This is a genomic window from Curvibacter lanceolatus ATCC 14669, from assembly GCF_000381265.1.
Taxonomy (GTDB): domain Bacteria; phylum Pseudomonadota; class Gammaproteobacteria; order Burkholderiales; family Burkholderiaceae_C; genus Curvibacter; species Curvibacter lanceolatus.
This window is the reverse complement of the sequence record NZ_KB906256.1, coordinates 37,404-56,053: the sequence shown is the minus strand read 5'-3', so window position 1 is coordinate 56,053 and position 18,650 is coordinate 37,404. Positions and strand designations below refer to the sequence as shown.

Sequence of the window (18,650 nt, the reverse complement as noted above, 5' to 3'; positions counted from 1 at the left end):
TGTGGCCCGAGCCCCAGGCCTGGCTTGTGTCAACCCGGTGACGGCCGCAGCAGCACCACCAGGGCGCCGGCCCCGCCTTCGGCCGGCCGGGCCTGCACAAAGGCCAGCACCTCGTTCTTCTGCACCAGCCAGCTTTGCACCCGGCCCTTGAGCACCGGGCTTTTGCCCGGCGAGCCCAGGCCCTTGCCGTGCACCACGCGCACACAGCGCAGGCCGATCTTGTGGGCTTCGCGGATGAACTGGCCCAGCGCCTCGCGCGCTTCGTCGGTGCGCAGGCCGTGCAGGTCGAGCTGGCGCTGGATGCTCCAGACCCCACGGCGCAGCTTGCGTGTGACCTCGACGCTGATGCCCGGGCGGCGAAAGCTCAGGGCGTCGTCGGTGTCGAGCAGGGTGCTGACGTCGAAGTCGTCGCTGATGGATTCGAGCAGCACACGTTGCTCGTCGAGCTGGTGCTGGTAGGGGATGGGCGCCGGCGGGTCGTTCTGCAACAGCACGCGGCCATGGTGGCGCAGCGGGATCACCGGGCCCACGGCCAGCTCGAACAGGCGGTGCCGGGCCTGCTCGCGGGCGGCGGCCTCGCGGCGGGCGCGCTCCAGGGCTTCGGCCTCGGCGCGTTGCTGGGCCAGGCGTTTTTGCAACTGCTTCAGGTCTTGCAGCGAGTGCAGCACCAGGGCGGCCGGTGGGGCGCTGGTGGAGGCGGCCGGGTGATGGAGCTGAGGCGATCGCATCACAGCAGCCCTTCTTCGGCCATCGACAAGGCCTGGCCGGGCGCCACGATCAGGTGGTCGAGCACGCGCACATCGATCAGTCCCAGGGCGGCCTTCAGGTGCTGGGTGAGGGCCTGGTCGGCGGCCGAGGGCTGCACCTGGCCGCTGGGGTGGTTGTGCGCCAGCACCACGGCGCCGGCCTGGTGGTGCAGGGCGCGCAGCACCACCTCGCGCGGGTAGACCGAGGTCTGGTTGATCGTGCCGCGAAAGAGCTCTTCAAAGGCCAGCAGCCGGTTCTGGCTGTCGAGAAACAGCACGGCGAACACCTCATGCCCCTTGTGCGCCAGGTGCAGCTGCAGGTAGCGGCGCACGGCATCGGGCGAGTCGAACACGGCACGCTCGCTCAGCTGCTGGGCCAGGGCGCGGCGGGCCAGCTCCAGCACGGCGCTGAGTTCGGCCCGCTTGGCGGTGCCGCCCAGGCCCTTGATGCGTTTCAGATCGTCCAGTTTGGCCTGCAGCAGGCCGGCCATGCCGCCAAAGGCGTCGAGCAGCTCTTGCGCCAGCATCAGCACGCTTTTGCCGGCCAGGCCGGTGCGCAGCAGCAGGGCCAGCAGCTCGGCATCGCTGAGCGCGCCGGCGCCGCGTGCGATCAGCTTCTCGCGCGGGCGGGCTTCGGGGGGCAGGTTCAGCGGGCTCATGGGGTGGTGGCGGAGGAGGGGGCTGAAGCGCGGGAAAGGTGAGGAGGGCCGGAAAAGAAGCAAAAAGGACGCAAAAAAGAAGCTGAAAAGAAGCTGAAAAGAAGCGAAAGCTGGGGGCATAGAGCCCCGGGCTCAAAGGGGCTCTGGCTGGTTTTTTACAATGGCGGCCAGTTTATCGGGACTTCCATGTCAACAACGCCCTCTCAAGCATCTGTCGTTCAGCCGTCTTCCTTCCTGACCCTGCATTACCGCCTGGCCGGGCCGGCAGGGGACATCATCAATACTTTCGACGACAAACCCGCCACCTTGTCGCTGGGCTCGGGCGAGTTGTCGCCTGCGGTGGAGCAGCGGTTGATCGGCCTGGCCGAGGGCACCCGCACCCAGTTCGAGATCCCGGCCGGCGAGGCCTTTGGCGAGCGCAATCCCGACATGCTGCAATGGGTGGCGCGCAAGCTGCTGGCCCAGTTTGGCGACCCGGACGAGCAGTACGACGTGGGCGATGTGGTGCAGTTCCCCACGCCCGACGGCACCGGCAGCTATGCCGGCGCGGTGCAGCAGCTGAGCGACGACGCGGTGCTGTTCGATTTCAACCACCCGCTGGCCGGCCAGCCGGTCACCTTTGAAGTGCAACTGATTGGTGTTTTGTGATGAGCAGCGCCCCCGCCACCTCCCTGTCCGAAATCACCCTGGCCGAGCCGCGCGGCTTTTGTGCCGGCGTGGACCGGGCCATCGAGATCGTGGAGCGTGCGCTGCAGAAGTTCGGGGCGCCGATCTATGTGCGCCACGAGATCGTGCACAACACCTATGTGGTGAACGACCTCAAGAACAAGGGTGCGATCTTCATTGAAGAGCTCGACGATGTGCCCCCGGGCGCCACCCTGGTGTTCAGCGCCCACGGCGTGAGCCGGGCGGTGCAGGAAGAAGCCCGGGCGCGCGGTTTTTCGATCTTCGATGCCACTTGCCCGCTGGTGACCAAGGTGCACGTCGAGGTGGCCAAGCTGGCGCGCGAGGGCTATGAGTTCATCATGATCGGCCACAAGGGCCACCCCGAGGTGGAGGGCACCATGGGCCAGTTGGACCACGGCATCCATCTGGTGGAAGACGTGGCCGATGTGGCCCGCGTGCAGCCTGGCCAGACCGACAAGCTGGCCGTGGTGACCCAGACCACGCTGAGCGTGGACGACGCCGCCGAGATCGCCGAGGCCGTGCGCCAGCGCTTCCCCAAGGTGCGCGAGCCCAAGCAGCAGGACATCTGCTACGCCACGCAAAACCGCCAGGACGCGGTGAAGATCCTCAGCCCGAAGGTGGACATCGTGATCGTGGTGGGCAGCCCGACCAGCTCCAACAGCAACCGCCTGCGCGAGCTGGCCGAAAAGCTGGGCACCCCCGCCTACATGGTGGACAGCGCGGCCGAACTGCAACCCGCCTGGTTCGAGGGCAAGGCCCGCGTGGGCCTGACGGCCGGCGCCTCGGCGCCCGAACTGCTGGTGGAGCAGGTGATCGAGCGCCTGCGCGCCTTCGGGGCGGTGGCGGTGCGCAAGATGGATGGCATCGAGGAAACGCTGAAGTTTCCGCTGCCCAAGGGTCTCAAGCTCGACGCTTGAGGATGTTGGACCTGAGCCGCAGGGCTCAGGTCCACAGATCCAGCGGCGGGTCGGCCACCACGGCGCGCAGGATGTCGGCGCGCGACAGAAAGCCGATCACGTGGCCGTCGTCCTGGGTCACGGGCAGGCCGGGCAGGCCCATGTCCAGCAGCACCCGGGCCGCGCGACGCAGCGAGGTGTCGCCGGCCACGGCGGGCACGGGGGTGAGCATGATGTCGCGCACGCTTTTCTGGGCCAACTGCCAGGCCGAGATGCCGGTGGCGCTGGGGGCGGGCATCAGCACCGGCGGCATCATGTCGGCGCGCAGCAGCAGCCCGATCAGCAAGCCCTGGGCATCCAGCACCGGGGCCTGGCCCACGCCGCGTGTGGCCAGCGCCTCCCAGGCCTCGGCCACGGTGAGCTCGGGCGACACGCTGAACACCTCGCGGCTCATCACGTCCTGCACCCGGTCCAGTGGCTGGCGCGCCGGGGGCTTGGCCTGCTGGGCATCGGCGTAGGCGGCCATGGCGTCGTTGCGCCGGGTGTGCAGGGCATTGGCCGGCGGGCGCGGGGTGGCGGGCGGCAGCTCGAAGGCATCGCGGTGCAGGGCATCGCTGCGGTGCAAGGCGCGCGTGGCCGACAAGGCGCGCACCGGGCTCAGATCGGCCAAGTTTTCCATCGTGCCCCGGTAGATGGGGCCACCCAGACCAAAAACGTAGAACATGCGCTTCTCCGGAGCCGCCCGTGGGGGCCAGCGGTGGGGCCGCCCTGACGATCAGGGCTGGATACACTGCGAGCTTCGTATTTTGCGACGATTGCCTGCGCCATGATCTTGCGTTCCGACATTGAGGCCGCTTCGGCCCGCCTGCAACAGCAGGGCCCCCAAGGTTTTTTGCGTGCCACACCGCTGTGGCGACTGCCCGGTGCCACCCTGGGGGTGGCCGCGGCCGAGGTCTGGCTCAAGCTGGAGCACCTGCAGGTCAGCGGCAGTTTCAAGGCCCGTGGCATGTTGAACCGCCTGCTGGCCCAGCCCATCCCGGCCAGCGGGGTGATCGTGGCCTCGGGCGGCAATGCCGGCATTGCCACTGCGGCGGCGGCCCGCGCTCTGGGCGTGCCTTGCGAGGTGTTCGTGCCCGAGGTCTCCCCTGAAGCCAAGCGCCAGAAGCTGCGCGAACTGGGCGCCCAGGTGCAGGTGGTGGGCGCCACCTATGCCGAGGCCTTTGAGGCCTGCATGGCGCGCCAGCAGGTCAGCGGGGCCCTGATCACCCATGCCTACGACCAGCCCGAGGTGGTGGCCGGTGCCGGCACCCTGGCGCGTGAGATCGAGGCCGAGGCCGGCCTGCCCGACAGCGTGCTGGTGAGTGTGGGCGGCGGCGGCCTGATCGGCGGCATTGCCGCCTGGTTCGAGCAACGCGCCCGTGTGGTGGCCCTGGAGCCCGAAGGTGCGCCCACCCTGTTCCGCGCCCGCGAGGCCGGCCAGCCTGTGGATGTGGCCGTGTCGGGCATTGCGGCCGACTCGCTGGGCGCGCGGCGCATCGGGGCCATCGGCTGGCAGGTGACGCAGGCCCAGGTGGGCCAGGCCCTGCTGCTGGGCGACGACGCCATCGCCCGGGCCCGCAAAACCCTGTGGAGCGAGTTCAAGCTGGCGGTCGAGCCGGCCGCCGCGCTGGGCCTGGCCGCCCTGCAGTCGGGCGCCTATGTGCCGGCCCCCGGCGAGAAGGTGTGCCTGGTGCTGTGTGGCGCCAATTTCGACCCCGCCACCCTGGCCTGAAGCGCGCCACCGGAACTGCCCCAAGACCCCTCGTTAAAATCGCCCCATGCTAGACATCAATTCCCTGCGCAAAGACCTCGATTCGGTCGTCGCCCGCCTTGAAACCCGCAAAAAGCCCCAGGCCTACCTGAATGTGGACGCCTTCCGCACCCTGGAGGCCGAGCGCAAGACCCTGCAGACCCGCACCGAAGAACTGCAGGCCCAGCGCAACACGCTGTCCAAGCAGATCGGCCAGCGCAAGTCCAAGGGCGAGAGCGTGGACGACATCATGGCCGCCGTGGCCGCCATCAAGACCGAGCTCGACACCTCGGCCGCCCGCCTGGAGGCCCTGCAGCCCGAACTCAACCACCTGCTGATGGCCGTGCCCAACCTGCCGCACGAGTCGGTGCCGGTGGGCTCGGACGAGTCGGGCAACGTCGAGGTGCGCCGCTGGGGCACTCCGGGCCAGTACGACTTCGAGGTGAAAGACCACGTTGACCTGGGCGAACCCCTGGGCCTGGACTTTGACATGGGCGTCAAGCTGTCGGGCTCGCGCTTCACCGTGATGAAGGGGCAGATCGCCCGCCTGCACCGTGCGCTGTCGCAGTTCATGCTCGATGTGCAGACGCAAGAGCACGGCTACACCGAGTGCTATGTGCCCTACGCCGTGAACACCGATTCGCTCAAGGGCACGGGCCAGTTGCCCAAGTTCGAAGGCGATCTGTTTGCCGCCAAGAAGGGCGGTCAGGATGGGGAGCCCGTGCCTGACCACGCCGCGCTCTACCTGATCCCTACCAGCGAAGTGCCGCTGACCAATTTTGTGCGCGACGTGGTGCTGGCCGAGGCCGAACTGCCGATCAAGCTCACGGCCCACACCCCCTGCTTCCGCTCCGAAGCCGGCAGCTATGGGCGCGACACCCGCGGCATGATCCGCCAGCACCAGTTCGACAAGGTCGAGATGGTGCAGATCGTGCACCCCGAGCGCAGCTACGAAGCCCTGGAGGCCATGACCGGCCATGCCGAGGCCATTCTGCAGAAGCTGGGCCTGCCCTACCGTGTGATGGCGCTGTGCACCGGCGACATGGGTTTTGGCTCGGCCAAGACCTATGACCTGGAAGTGTGGCTGCCGGCGCAGAACACCTACCGCGAGATCAGCTCGGTGTCGAACTGCGAAGCCTTCCAGGCGCGCCGCCTGCAGGCCCGCTTCAAGAACGCCCAAGGCAAGAACGAGCTGGTGCACACCCTGAACGGCTCGGGCCTGGCCGTGGGCCGCACCCTGGTGGCCGTGCTGGAGAACAACCAGCAGGCCGACGGCAGCATCACCGTGCCCGAAGTGCTGCGCCCCTACATGGGCGGCCTGACGGTGCTCAAGCCCTGAGCCTGGCCCACCCAGGCGCCGCCCGGTTGAGCGCATGATGTTTCGCCTGGGCGGCTGGTCACCCGCGCGCCGCCTGCGCGCCAAGTTCGTGCTGCTGGCCCTGCTGCCCCTGCTGGGGGCGCTGGGCCTGATGGCGCTGACCGTGGCCCACCAGGACCACGAGCTGGCCGAGCGCGAGCGCGTGCTGGTGCTGCAGACCTACATGAACGCGCGCCGGGTGGAGCTGCGCCACTACGTGGATTTGGCTGTCAGCACGGTGCGCCCCCTGTACGACAGCGGGCAGACCGACCCGGCCACGCGCCAGCAGGCGATCCAGCGCCTGGCCTCGCTCGACTACGGCAGCGACGGCTACTTCTTCGTGTACGACCTCGATGGTGAAGTGCTCATGCACTCACGCCAGCCCGAGCTGCTGGGGCGCAACCTGTGGAACCTGCGCGACCCCCGGGGCCAGCCCACCATCCAGCAGCTGATCGCCCAGGCCCGCCAGGGTGGCGGCTACGTGGAGTACCTGTGGCAAAAGCCCTCCAGCGGCAAGATGGTGCCCAAGCTGGGCTATGTGGTGGCCCTGCCGCGCTGGCACCTGATGCTGGGCACGGGCCTGTACCTGGACGACATGGACGACACCCTGACCCAGTTGGACCAGCAGGTGCGCGGCAACATCAGTGCCACCCTGTGGTGGATGCTGGGCATTGCCGGCCTGGCCCTGCTGTGCCTGAGCGTGAGCGGCCTGTGGCTGAACCTCAGCGAGCAGCGCATCGCGGACCAGAAGCTGCGCCTGCTGGCCCAGCGCCTGGTGCGTTCACAAGAAGACGAGCGCGCCCGCCTGGCCCGTGAACTGCACGACGGCAGCAGCCAGACCCTGGTGTCGACCAAGCTGCTGCTCGAATCGGCCCTGCACACGGTGCAGCACGGCGGGCCGCCGCCCGAGCACAGCCTGCGCCAGGCCCTGGCCCGCCTGGGCGACAGCCTGACCGAGATCCGGCGCCTGTCGCACCGCCTGCGCCCCGCCATGCTCGACCGTCTGGGCCTGCCGGCCGCGCTGGAGCGGCTGGTGGCCGAATGGAGCGAGGCCAGCGGCGTGGCCGCGCAGGTCTTTGTGGGCCCCCAGGTGCCCGAGCTGGGCGAAGAGATCAAGACGGCGCTGTTCCGGGTGGCACAGGAGGCCCTGGCCAATGTGGCCAAGCACGCGGCCGCCAGCCAGGTGCAGCTGAGCCTGCTGGCCGACGCCGGCCGCCCCGGCGCGGGCCCCACGCTGCACCTGCAGATCAGCGACGACGGGCGGGGCTTCGAGGCCGAGCGCCTGCACCACGATCCGCAGCAGGGCATCGGGCTGCGCAACATCCGCGAGCGCATGGCCGCGGTGGGCGGCTCGGTGGAGTTCTTGAGCGCGCCAGGGCAGGGCACCCAGCTCGATGCCCAGGTGCCCCTGGGCCCCGGGGCTGCCCCAGGTTTGAATCAGGAGTCTGAAGGATGAGCGAATCTGAAGTGCGCTTGCTGCTGGTGGACGACCACCCCATGGTGCGTGAGGGCCTGCGAGCCCGCCTGAGCCATGTGGCGCAGTTCAAGGTGGTCGACGAGGCCGGCTCGGCCACCGAGGCCCTGCAAAGCCTGGCCCGGCACGACATCCACCTGGTGCTGATGGACATCGGCATGAAGCCGGTCAATGGCCTCGAGCTGACGGCCCAGGTGCTGGCGCGCTGGCCGCGCCTCAAGGTGCTGATGTTCAGCATGTATGACAACCCCGAATTCGTGCAGCGCGCCCTGCAGGCCGGGGCCAGCGGCTACCTACTGAAGGACGCGCCGGCCGACGAGATCGTGGCCGCCATTGGCGTGGTGATGAGCGGGGCCACCTTTCTGAGCCCGGGCGTGTCGGGTCGGTTGTTCCGCAACGACCAGCCCAAACCGCTGCTGTCACCCCGCGAGGCCGAGGTGCTGAGCGCCCTGGGGCGCGGTGAATCCAGCAAGCAGATGGCGGCCCGCCTGGGCCTGAGCTTTCGCACCGTCGAGGCGCACCGCCAGAGCATCAAGCGCAAGTTGGGCATCGAGGGCCAGGCCGAGCTGATCAAGTACGCGGTGGAGCATGCGGGCGGGCAGTGAGGCGGGGCCTGAGACCGGGTTTCAGCGCTGAAATTGACGCGGGCGTGGGCGCGCAGGAGCGGGTGATGGGGAGGTGATGGGGCGGTGACAGGCCGGTGACAGGCGCCCTTGATCGTGCCGAAGGGCGCTTCTGGCGGTCTCTGTTCGATCTGGTGCCGTCACGTGGGAGCACAGAGGTTTCGCGCTCTAGGCTCTTGTCGATGGCCTCCCTTCGGAGCGCCGCAAGAACGGAGACAGCATGATCCGAGACCCCCAAGCGTTTTCCCAAGCCCTGCAATCCATCGAGCGCCATGTGCGTGAGCGTCTCATCCCGAGCGAGGCCGAGGTGGAGGCCCGTGATGAAGTGCCCCCGCAGCTGGTAGCCGAGATGGCCAGCCTGGGCTATTTCGGCTGGTCCATTCCCGAGGAATGGGGCGGCCAGGGCATGACGACCGAAGAGCTGGTGCTGGCCGCCATGGCGCTGTCGCAGGCCTCGGTGGCCTTCCGGGCCCGGGTGGGCACCAACACCGGCATCGGCTCCGAGGCCCTGGTGGCCGACGGCACGCCCGAGCAGAAGGCCCGCTACCTGCCCCGCCTGGCCAGCGGCGAGATCACGGGCGCTTTCGCCCTGACCGAACCCGAGACCGGCTCGGATGCCACGGCCCTGCGCACCCGGGCCGAGCGCGACGGCAGCGACTACCTCCTGACCGGCACCAAGTGTTTCATCACCAATGCGCCGCTGGCCGGCCTGTTCACGGTGCTGGCCCGCACCGACCCCGAGCAGGCGGGCGCGCACGGCATCTCGGCCTTCCTGGTCGAGCGCGACACACCGGGCCTGCAGACCGGGCAGCCCTACAAAAAAATGGGGCAGGCGGGCTCCCCGGTGTCCGAGGTGCACTTTGACCAATGCCGGGTGCCGGCCGCCAACCTGATCGGGGGGCGCGAAGGGCAGGGCTTCAAGACCGCCATGAAGGTGCTCAACAAACAGCGCATCCACCTGGCCGCCCTGTGCACTGGCCCGGCCATCCGCATGCTGGAAGAGGCCATGCGCTGGACCACACAGCGCCACCAGTTCGGTCAGCCGGTGGCGCAGTTTCAGTTGGTGCAGGCCCTGATCGCCGATTGCCAGACCGACATCCAGGCGGCGCGCGCCCTGATCCTGCAAACCGCCCGCCAACGCGATGAGGGCGAGGACGTGAGCCTGCAGGCCTCGGTCTGCAAGTACTTTGCCTCTGAGATGTGTGGCCGGGTGGCCGACCGCTGTGTGCAGATGCTGGGCGGCAGCGGATACATCCATGGCCACCCGATCGAGCGTTTCTACCGCGATGTGCGCCTGTTCCGGCTCTATGAGGGCACCAGCCAGATCCACCAACTGAACATCGCCAAACGCACGCTGGCGGCCTTCGAGGCGCAGCAGGGGCGTCTGTGATCCTGACGGTTTGATCAGGGTTTTCCATTAGGTGTTGCCGCGTGCGCCCCCACGTGGTGCGACGGATGCGGCGGCACGACCCGCTCTTGACAATGGCCGCACCGCGGCGCCGTGCCCCAGCAGGGGCGGCGCCGGCCTTCTCACACAACGGAGACCTGCATGGAATTCTTGAAACGCCACCTGCCGTGGCTGGCCGTGGCCTTGCTCGGCACCTGGGGCCTGGCCACCCTGGCCCTGAGCCGCGGCGAAGCCGTCAGCGCCACCTGGCTGGTGATGGCCGCGATCTGTGTCTACCTGATCGCCTACCGCTACTACAGCCTGTTCATCGCCAACGAGGTGCTGGGCCTGGACGCCACGCGCAACACCCCGGCCTGGCGCCACAACGACGGGCTGGACTTTGTGCCTACCCACAAGTACGTGCTGTTCGGCCACCACTTTGCCGCGATTGCCGGCGCCGGCCCGCTGGTGGGCCCGGTGCTGGCCGCGCAGATGGGCTACCTGCCCGGCCTGTTGTGGATCTTGGCAGGCGTGGTGCTGGCCGGTGCGGTGCAAGACTTCATCGTGCTGTTCATCTCGACCCGCCGTGACGGCCGCTCGCTGGGCGAGATGGTCAAGCAGGAGATGGGCAATGTGCCCGGCGTGATCGCGCTGTTCGGCGCCTTCATGATCATGATCATCATCCTGGCCGTGCTGGCGCTGATCGTGGTGAAGGCCCTGGCGCATTCGCCCTGGGGCACCTTCACCGTGATGGCCACCGTGCCGGTTGCGCTCTTCATGGGTTTTTATGTGCGCTACCTGCGCCCGGGCCACATCGGCGAGGTGTCGGTGATCGGCTTTGTGCTGCTGATGGCGGCCATCGTAGGCGGCCAGGCCGTGTTCGAGAGCCCGGTGTGGGGCCCGTATTTCGACTTCAGCCCCGAGGCGCTGACCTGGATCCTGATCGGCTACGGCTTTGTGGCCTCGGTGCTGCCGGTGTGGATGCTGCTGGCCCCGCGCGACTACCTGTCGACCTTCCTGAAGATCGGCACCATCCTGGCGCTGGCCGTGGGCATCGTGGTGGTCAACCCCACGCTGGCCATGCCCTCGATCACCCAGTTTGCCCAGGGCAATGGCCCGGTGTGGGCGGGTGACCTGTTCCCCTTCCTGTTCATCACCATCGCCTGCGGCGCGGTGTCGGGCTTCCACGCGCTGATCTCGTCGGGCACCACGCCCAAGATGCTGGAGAACGAAACCCAGGCCCGCTTCATCGGTTACGGCGGCATGCTGGCCGAATCCTTTGTGGCCGTGATGGCCCTGGCCGCGGCCTCGGTGATCGACCCCGGCATCTACTTCGCCATGAACAGCCCGGCCGCCCTGGTGGGCAACACGCCCGAGGCGGTGGCCCAGGTCATCTCCACCTGGGGCTTTGTGATCACCCCCGACGTGCTGATCCAGACCGCCAAGGACGTGGGCGAGAACACCATCCTGGCGCGGGCCGGTGGCGCACCCACCCTGGCTGTGGGCATGGCCCACATCCTGCACCAGGCCGTGGGCGGCCAGGCCATGATGGCCTTCTGGTACCACTTCGCCATTCTGTTCGAAGCCCTGTTCATCCTGACCGCGGTGGACGCCGGCACCCGCGCCGGCCGCTTCATGCTGCAAGACCTGCTGGGCACCTTTGTGCCCGCCCTCAAGCGCACCGAATCGCTGGGCGCCAACCTGCTGGCCACCGGCCTGACCGTGGCGGCCTGGGGCTATTTTGTGTACCAGGGCGTGCAAGACCCGCTGGGCGGCATCAACACCCTGTGGCCGCTGTTCGGCATCTCCAACCAGATGCTGGCGGCCGTGGCCCTGATGCTGGGCACCGTGGTGCTGTTCAACATGAAGCGCGAGCGCTACGCCTGGGTGACGGCGCTGCCGGCCGCCTGGTTGCTGGCCTGCACCTTGTCGGCCGGCTGGTTGAAGATCTTCTCGGCCGATGTGAAGGTGGGCTTTCTGGCCCACGCCAACCGCTACGCCGACGCCCTGGCCCAAGGCCAGGTGCTGGCCCCGGCCAAGAGCGCGGCCGCCATGGCCCGCGTGGTGTTCAACGACCGCCTGGACGCCGGCCTGTGCGTGCTGTTCATGGCCGTGGTGCTGAGCACCCTGGTCTACAGCGTGCGCGCCTGCCTGCGTGCCCGCGGCCAGGCCAAGGACCAGACCCGCGAAGTGCCCTACCAGCCCCTGCCGGCCGAGGCCCGGGCATGAACCCTGCGCCTGCCCCCACCTCTGGCACCGGCACCGCCGCCGGCTTAGGCCCCGGCAGCCCGCTGCTGGAAGCCGGGCGCTACATCGCCCAGTCGTTTCGGCTGATGGTGGGCCAGCCCAGCTACGACACCTACGTGGCCCACCGCCAGCGCACCCACCCCGGTGAGCCGATGATGAGCTACGAGGCCTTCTTCCGCGAGCGCCAGGAGGCCCGCTACGGTGGCGGCAAAGGGCGCATGGGGCGTTGTTGCTGAGATTTTTCAAAAGGGCCAAAAAACCCTGCTAGAATTCGAGGCTCGACAAACGGCAGCATACCGAATGTCAAAAAATTCAGCTCTGCGGTCTCGCGCAGAGCGGCACAAGAAGCCCTTCAAACCGGCATCCTGTGTTTCGGGACCACGGAGAGATGGCAGAGTGGTCGAATGCGTCGGACTCGAAATCCGATATACAGTTATGCTGTATCGAGGGTTCGAATCCCTCTCTCTCCTCCAGTACACAAGGAAACCTTGCTACCGAAAACGTAGCAAGGTTTTTTTGTTTTTGGGGTGCCTGTAGGCAATCTGTAGGCAAATTGAATCCATAGAGATCAACGTTAACGCCTGTCTCACGTCGGTCTACTCCCTTGCTTTGCGCGCCGTGGGGGCGACCGTGGGTCGCAAGGGGAATGTCTATGCCGGCCTGGAGTGGGTCTAATAATCCTTTGGTCGCGGGTTCAAGTCCCTCAAACCCTACCAAGCTAGACAAGGAAATCGCGCTATCGAATTAGTAGCGATGTTTTTGTTTTTCTGAGACGTGTAGCCACTGTGTAGCCAAATTCCGAGTGTTGTACTGAGTACCAGATGACATCAAGTCCGGCAAGCTTGCCGGACTTGATGTCCTTGGTTCTGAGGGGGGCAGCCGCCGCTGCGAACACAAGTTCGAGACGCGAAGGCTGTGCTCTCGTCGTGTTCGCCGCGTGTCCTGTGCTTATGCTAAATTCTGGCTACGGCATTCGCCCTCCATCGTCAGCGACGCTCGCGTCGCCCCCTGGCGAGAACTGCGGCCCCTCCAATCATCTGCACGCTCGATCGATGACGAGCGGCGGGGCGGCGCATTTTTTTTCCGGAGGGCCCTATGGCCAAAGTTCCTCAATTCACCATCCAGGCGCTCGCGAAGCGCCACCCGGTGTTCCGACGACGCTACGACAAGTCGGAGTTCATGCGCACGATCCGGCACGAGTCGGAGGAAGGCAAGCCGCCTCGCGAATACGATTTCGTCGCGCTCCTGCCCCGTAACTCGTTCGAGTTGGAGGCCATGGAGATGCAGGGTGTGTTTGACGCGGCCAAGGTGGTGGTTCGTGATCAATACATGCGCTTGCCGTCGAGCGCCACCTCCAACGCGAATACCGTTGGCGACATTCGAGCTCTGGCCGACGAGCAGTTCGCCCATATCGAGTCGGGCAACCGCCGTCTCGACGAGTACGCCAAGACCCACTTCGGCCGTTCGTACGGCGTGCTCGTCAGCGAGCTGCGGGGGGTGGTGGTCGGGCGCTTCGTTGCGGCGTTCGACAAGGTGTTGGCCATCGATGTGAGGGCCAGCGCGCGCTCAGAGCGCGATCGACGCGTGCTGTGTGGTCTGGACTGCTGGGCCGAAGATTCCGACGCGGCAGAGATGATTCGAATCGCCGACGAGGGCCACGTCTATGCAAACTGGGTCGCAGCGCTGTTGCTCACTTCAGAGCGGCCGCTCGGCGACGAGGCGGTCGATTGCTTGCTCCGCGCGCATGATGGCAAATTTCCGCACGCGCTGTCTACCTTGGCTGAGCTCTTGGTCGTCGAAGGTGACTTCGCCGACGCCTTGGAGATCGCGTTGCTCGCGCTCGACGCTGGCGCGCGCTGGGCGAACTCGCTCGTCGATCGCATTATGGAGTTCACTTCGGGCATGGTCGTGATCGACGGCGGCCCCGTGCGTCCGCTGATGTTCGCGTTGGTGCACGAGGTCATCGACGCCGACTTCCGGGCTCTGGCCATGAAACATCGTCCCCAGTGGCGTCTTTCGACCGCCTGGGAGCGCGACGCGGCGCTTCTCGCCGCGCTCAATCGCGGGGTCCATCGTGAGTAGCGGTCGACTCGCGACCGAGGTTGGCGGCGGCGCCGTGAACGCAGCGCCGTTCGATGGTGTCTGCACAGAGATCGAGCACACGACCGAGCCCTGCTCGGTTTGCGGTGTGACGACCAGACCTGCCGACTTCGAGTTCGTCGATGATGAATTTGATGCCGACGCTCGGACCTGTCCGTCCTGTCGCGAGGCCGCATGGATTGCCTCGGCGACGTGCGAGTTTTGCGACGCTCCGGCCGAGTACGAAGTCGAACTCGGGTTCCTGTGCGAAGAGCATCACGACCACTACGTCGACGGCTATCGAGAGCGCGATTGACATTGCGTCCGCCGACCGACTGAGGTCGTGTTGGCGGAATGCACCCCGCTCGGTCGTTGATTCGTGCCGGCAGCGCAGCGGCCGCTACGTCGACTCGGCACGCGACGGCGACCACACGGCTTTTCAACAGAATCGGTCGGTAACTGACGTTCGCAGCCGTTGATCGCGAACGTCAGGTTTTGGGTGGCGAATTTGGTCGAACGTAGGGCAGCTGTGGGTCGATAGCTGCTGGCCCTTCATCATCGGCTAAATGACCGAAACCAGCGGCCTGGAGTCGCCTTTCGCTGGTGGACGTTGGCTCTGCAGCGGTTGCTGCCATTGGCCGCCGCCAGCGACCAATGCTCTCTGACATCAAGCAGCCATTGAAATGAGCGACAGGCGCTGGAATAAGCGGAGGATCTACGATGTACTGCCGCCACCGGACTACAACAAGCAGGTAGTCGCGCCGGCGAGTTATTCTCTACCGGGTGAGCTTGTGGCCCCGACACGAAACCGATATGAAATTTTTGGCAGGAAGTCAAGAGAATGCTCCTGTCGCGTAACTGCTCGCAAGTGAGTAGTTTTAATGCCTGCTGACACTGAATGAACTGCGGACGATATCCGTAGTCAGTGTGCCCGTGAGCTGGGGTTCTCCACAGCACCCTCGTTCTCGGCTGCTCCTTGGTGTCGAGCGCGGTAAGGCCTGGCTAGTCGAAAATGTCAAAGGGCACCTCATAATCGTTCTCAAAAGACGCTTGTGCCTTCTTGGGTTCTGCCAGCACCTTAGAAACATCTGGAAGTTCATTCGATGTATGCGTGGGCAGGCCCCTGTCCTTCGCCTTCAACTCCGACAGGATGTCTGGCTTGGACAGGAGGTGTTGGCACGCGTCTACCGCCATCTCCATTGCGAACAACTGAGCGCTGTCGTCCTTGTCGCCGTCGGCCCAATCACAGATCGCCTTGACGAGAATGATTTCCACCTTGCCGACCTGAGCTGCGGCGTAGGTTGCGTGGCCTTCCATTTCGCCACCCACCGGCTTGAGTGAGTTGAATTGCTCCAAGAGCCGGTCGCGGAACGGCTTGCTGTTCACCAATTTGGCACCAGAAAGCACAACACCCTGATGCAGTTTCACGCGAGTGAGAGTGCGATGCTTTTCCCAGTCGTCCATACGGCTTCTGAATCCATTCGACAGTTCGAGCCCGCATTGAATGGGCGCACCTCGGCTGGAGAATTGCTCTGCGTCCCCCTCGACTTTAGCGTGCTCGTAAGGCTGTACCTGCTCGGCAACCAACACATCTCCGAGCCGCTGATTCTTTCGGTCGAAGCCAAAGGCGATGCCGATTACAAAGCAGGCCTTGAACTTCGTTCCCGAGAGAGCCAGCATCGTCGTTAGTGTTGCGCCATGTCTGCCATCTGGGCCTTGCGTCGTGTGCACGTGTGCTGCCGAGTAGCGGCCGAACTGGCCACAACGAAATGTCACGCCTTTACTTGTACCCACTAGGATCTTTTCTTCACCCTTAAGAGGTGTGAACCGGGCGAGCACCGCGCGCTTCTCAATCTCAGCGCTCGTCACGATCAATATGTCGGTGCTCTTTAAGACCTCCTTTAGCTTATTGTTGTCGGCGTCAGTCATAGCCTGCGACGCCACGATGACATCCGGCAATTTCTCGAACAGGCACTGACCATCAGAGAGCATGATCTGGACGACGTCTGGCACTCGCCCGTTGCCATCCAACTTACCCGTTCTGGCATCGTTAAGCAGTCGCGGTAGGTCGACGCCCTCAAGCCTAAAGTTGATGCCATCTGTGTCCTTCAATGTGCCGCCATAGAAGTCTGGTGGTGATCCAGAAGACGATCTTCCTGACAAGGTCAGAGTCACATCCAGCTTGCTGGCCTCGCGAACGACTTCCGGGGCGAGATGCGAATCGTGGAGCGAGCTACCGATCGGTAGTGTCGAGTCTTCAAGCAACCAAGTAGGGCCCAGAACCTTCTCCGCCAGCACCTTGAGGGGTAGGCGTTCGTCTTCATTCAGGCACTTTGCGGCCTCGACGATCGCACGCAGAAGCCATGGATCGGCAGTGCTGGTTACAGCCGAAAAGTCCTTAATCCAAGCACGATGCTTAAGCTTACCAGCTAGCAGCACAAGCTCTCGCTGAGCTGCCGGCAGAAGCTTCCCCGACATTTTCTTGATGACCTGGAAATCGACCAAATTCGGGAACTGCACGCACATGGCCAAGAGAAGGGTCTGCATGTGTTCAGACCGCGCGACGATCGGCTGCTGTAGCGCCTTAACCAGTACCTCGAAGATGGACTTCTTGTTGCCGCCATAGCGGGGCAACACGTTGTGCAGGTATTCGATCGCTTGAGGTAACACCGGCAAGATCTCATACAAGTGATCTGCCACCCACTCGACCGCCCCGGGCGCACGCAAATGCATCAGCCCGCGAAGGTACTTGCGAAGCTTGATCTGAGTGTCACTGTCGAGCAACTCGTCAAGAGTCTCTCTGACGTTGTCCGAGCTCAGAGATTGTTGCGACTCCTCATCCAGGCCAGAGATGTCGACTTCTTCATCGTCCCCCGCTGAAGTGTGGTCCTCGACGAGTACCTCGATTTTTGTGCGGGGCGCTTCATCGGAGGTCCCTTCCGTTGGGCCCAGAGCTGTGCGCGCATATGCACGCATTTGCTCGCCGTTGAGGACTTGCGTCTTGTGCCGAGACAGAGACAGTTGCAAGTGACGGTGCATGTAGTCCGCGATCTCGTACAGCACCTCACGGGCATCATTCTCGGACTTGCAAGCCACGTGGATGTCGTCAACGAAGCGCAGAAACCGTAGGTCGTTGTGCTGAAGCATGTGCTCGTCGAATGGCGCGAGCACAAGCTCAGCCAGCAGATGTGCCGAGTGCGGGCCCACCGGAACTCCAACTTCCTTGTTCTTCTGGACCGCCGAGAGTGCCTTCATAAACACAGCGGAGTGCTTCTTCGAGACCGTGGCATCCAGCTCGCTCTTGATAGACGAGTGTCGGATCTGGTTGTAGAAGTCGGCAATGTCCGTTGTCAGCAGCCAGGATTTCTCGTCCTTACAGGCGTCGGCAGTGTGAGTCCAAAAGGCTTGCTTGGCCTTACCTGGTGCAAACAATTGACCTGTCGATGAAGCTTCGAACCGATAGCTGAAGACGGCGTTCTGCGTGCGAGCTGCGCGTCGCGCCTCAATTTGCGGCGCGACTGTCCAGATCAACGCGCCAAACAGGATCGAATCCACCGGTTCGAACTGAGTTGCCCGGCGGAAAGAAACTTGATCCTTCATGAACAGCATAGACCGCCCTGCTCGCCATGTATAGGTGGCGAGATCGAGGTCAGCCAGCATCTTGCGGTATTCCGGCCACCTCGCCTCGATGACCTCGAATTCGAAGGCACGAGGGAATAGGTCCGTGTCGCCGTACCGGCGGTGATGCAGCAAACTCCATTCCAGTGCCTCAATAGACAGGTTCATTGTTTTCTTACTCCCTAATCCTGTATGCGCAAGATGCTTGATTGTAGGTGCACCTGAATTGGGCTCTTGTCCCGCGGCGCGCGTACGACCGAATCTACCGCGACGGCTCATCGTTGCGACTTGAGATTCTCTCCAAGATGGCATCGAAAAAGCTGCGGGTTCTCGCAGGGGGCGTTTCGACGGGTTAGTTACAAGCTGGTGCCAAATCTGTCGTCACGACTGAGTGCTCTGGGCTGGTACTACCAATTCGTCACTCGAGAGAGCTATCGTTTAGCCACCCGATGCCTCTAGCTATGGCCATCCCGCGCGCGCGCCTGCGAATGACCGGTGCCAGCTCTAGCGGCCATTGAGTCTCAAAGCTTGGGCGACATCAATCAGCCTGAAGCCAAAATCAACCGCTTGAAGGCGGCTGTGCAGCGATTGCTGACCTTGGCGCTATGCTTGCGGAAGGCTAATGTCGGCCAGGAGCGGCCGTTGACTGCGCCCATCAAACTACTGCTGAAAAATGAATCCACGTCGCGTTCATGAACTCATGCGTGCTCACTTTGCAGCAGAAGGTGCTGAAGAGGTGGAGTGGACCAATCTAGTTGACGAACATGGTCTTCTCATCGAAGATCGGGCGCAAGTTGTGCTGCTGGCGCATTTCATGGAGCGCGGCATTCAAGCGGTGCTGATAGCGGTTCATCGGAAGTTGGGTGACTATTTGCTCATTGATACAGTCATCCTCTACCTGAGAGGCAAGGTATGCCACAGCACCATCCGAATCGCGAATCGTGAGTTCACTGTTTTTGCAGAGGTAGCAAACAACGGCATGGGGCTAGGTTGGCATGCGCCTCAGTAGGCGGAATTCGGCCAGTAACGGCCGCCCACGATCGGCGGCTTTGCTACATGCTGCCAACCTGAGTGTCGACAAGTGCGTG

At 64.7% G+C, this 18,650-nt stretch carries 17 protein-coding genes and 1 tRNA gene; 14 read left to right on the top strand and 4 right to left on the bottom strand.

All coding sequences use genetic code 11. The annotated features are described in order from the left end of the window. Positions 1-29 precede the first annotated feature (29 nt). Positions 30-728, bottom strand: coding sequence for a Smr/MutS family protein (locus F624_RS0109065; RefSeq protein ID WP_019573974.1), 699 nt, complete (start codon positions 726-728; stop codon positions 30-32). Beyond that, positions 728-1,405 carry a RadC family protein gene (radC, locus tag F624_RS0109060; protein WP_019573973.1) on the bottom strand — a complete coding sequence of 226 codons (678 nt, stop codon included), beginning with the start codon at positions 1,403-1,405 and terminating at the stop codon, positions 728-730. Before radC ends, F624_RS0109065 begins: the two co-directional genes overlap by 1 nt. Before the next feature lie 186 nt (positions 1,406-1,591). Between radC and F624_RS0109055 the strand changes: the two genes are divergently transcribed. Together F624_RS0109055 and ispH are read left to right on the top strand one after the other, a co-directional pair. After that, positions 1,592-2,053, top strand: a complete 462-nt coding sequence (locus F624_RS0109055) for an FKBP-type peptidyl-prolyl cis-trans isomerase (protein ID WP_019573972.1) — start codon at positions 1,592-1,594, stop codon at positions 2,051-2,053. Then, positions 2,053-3,009 (top strand): 4-hydroxy-3-methylbut-2-enyl diphosphate reductase, encoded by a 957-nt coding sequence (gene ispH / locus F624_RS0109050; RefSeq protein WP_019573971.1) that lies wholly within the window; start codon positions 2,053-2,055, stop codon positions 3,007-3,009. Before F624_RS0109055 ends, ispH begins: the two co-directional genes overlap by 1 nt. A gap of 25 nt (positions 3,010-3,034) precedes the next feature. Here ispH and F624_RS0109045 read toward each other — a convergent pair whose 3' ends face one another. After that, positions 3,035-3,712, bottom strand: a complete 678-nt coding sequence (locus tag F624_RS0109045) for a CBS domain-containing protein (protein WP_031254563.1) — start codon at positions 3,710-3,712, stop codon at positions 3,035-3,037. Between the two features lie 102 nt (positions 3,713-3,814). Between F624_RS0109045 and F624_RS0109040 the strand changes: the two genes are divergently transcribed. From F624_RS0109040 to F624_RS0108990, 10 genes are all read left to right on the top strand, one after another. After that, positions 3,815-4,759, top strand: coding sequence for a threonine/serine dehydratase (locus F624_RS0109040; protein WP_019573969.1), 945 nt, complete (start codon positions 3,815-3,817; stop codon positions 4,757-4,759). Positions 4,760-4,805: 46 nt separating this feature from the next. Continuing rightward, positions 4,806-6,116 (top strand): serine--tRNA ligase, encoded by a 1,311-nt coding sequence (serS, locus tag F624_RS0109035; protein ID WP_019573968.1) that lies wholly within the window; start codon positions 4,806-4,808, stop codon positions 6,114-6,116. 34 nt (positions 6,117-6,150) lie between these two features. Then, a complete protein-coding gene (locus F624_RS0109030; protein WP_019573967.1) occupies positions 6,151-7,590 on the top strand; it encodes a cache domain-containing protein in 1,440 nt (479 codons plus the stop codon). Next, positions 7,587-8,213, top strand: coding sequence for a response regulator transcription factor (locus F624_RS0109025; protein ID WP_019573966.1), 627 nt, complete (start codon positions 7,587-7,589; stop codon positions 8,211-8,213). The genes F624_RS0109030 and F624_RS0109025 overlap by 4 nt, the downstream gene beginning before the upstream one ends. A 238-nt stretch (positions 8,214-8,451) precedes the next feature. Continuing rightward, the gene (locus tag F624_RS0109020; protein ID WP_019573965.1) at positions 8,452-9,621 is read left to right on the top strand and encodes an acyl-CoA dehydrogenase family protein; all 1,170 of its coding nucleotides are present in this window, start codon (positions 8,452-8,454) and stop codon (positions 9,619-9,621) included. Positions 9,622-9,780: 159 nt separating this feature from the next. Then, positions 9,781-11,847 (top strand): carbon starvation CstA family protein, encoded by a 2,067-nt coding sequence (locus F624_RS0109010; protein ID WP_019573964.1) that lies wholly within the window; start codon positions 9,781-9,783, stop codon positions 11,845-11,847. After that, positions 11,844-12,101, top strand: coding sequence for a YbdD/YjiX family protein (locus tag F624_RS0109005; protein WP_019573963.1), 258 nt, complete (start codon positions 11,844-11,846; stop codon positions 12,099-12,101). Before F624_RS0109010 ends, F624_RS0109005 begins: the two co-directional genes overlap by 4 nt. 146 nt (positions 12,102-12,247) lie before the next feature. Beyond that, positions 12,248-12,338, top strand: a tRNA-Ser gene (locus F624_RS0109000). Positions 12,339-12,960: 622 nt separating this feature from the next. After that, positions 12,961-13,947, top strand: coding sequence for a hypothetical protein (locus tag F624_RS0108995; RefSeq protein WP_019573962.1), 987 nt, complete (start codon positions 12,961-12,963; stop codon positions 13,945-13,947). Positions 13,948-13,981: 34 nt separating this feature from the next. Next, positions 13,982-14,260 carry a hypothetical protein gene (locus F624_RS0108990; protein WP_245573596.1) on the top strand — a complete coding sequence of 93 codons (279 nt, stop codon included), beginning with the start codon at positions 13,982-13,984 and terminating at the stop codon, positions 14,258-14,260. A 686-nt stretch (positions 14,261-14,946) separates the two neighbouring features. On the opposite strand, the gene F624_RS0108985 is transcribed toward F624_RS0108990, so the two are convergent. Further along, positions 14,947-17,730 carry a reverse transcriptase domain-containing protein gene (locus F624_RS0108985; protein WP_019573960.1) on the bottom strand — a complete coding sequence of 928 codons (2,784 nt, stop codon included), beginning with the start codon at positions 17,728-17,730 and terminating at the stop codon, positions 14,947-14,949. A gap of 360 nt (positions 17,731-18,090) precedes the next feature. Here F624_RS0108985 and F624_RS34815 point away from each other — a divergent pair, with 360 nt between their 5' ends. Both F624_RS34815 and F624_RS34810 read left to right on the top strand, forming a co-directional pair. After that, a complete protein-coding gene (locus F624_RS34815) occupies positions 18,091-18,258 on the top strand; it encodes a hypothetical protein (protein ID WP_157443396.1) in 168 nt (55 codons plus the stop codon). 4 nt (positions 18,259-18,262) lie between these two features. Next, positions 18,263-18,571 carry a hypothetical protein gene (locus tag F624_RS34810; protein ID WP_157443395.1) on the top strand — a complete coding sequence of 103 codons (309 nt, stop codon included), beginning with the start codon at positions 18,263-18,265 and terminating at the stop codon, positions 18,569-18,571. Positions 18,572-18,650 lie beyond the last annotated feature (79 nt).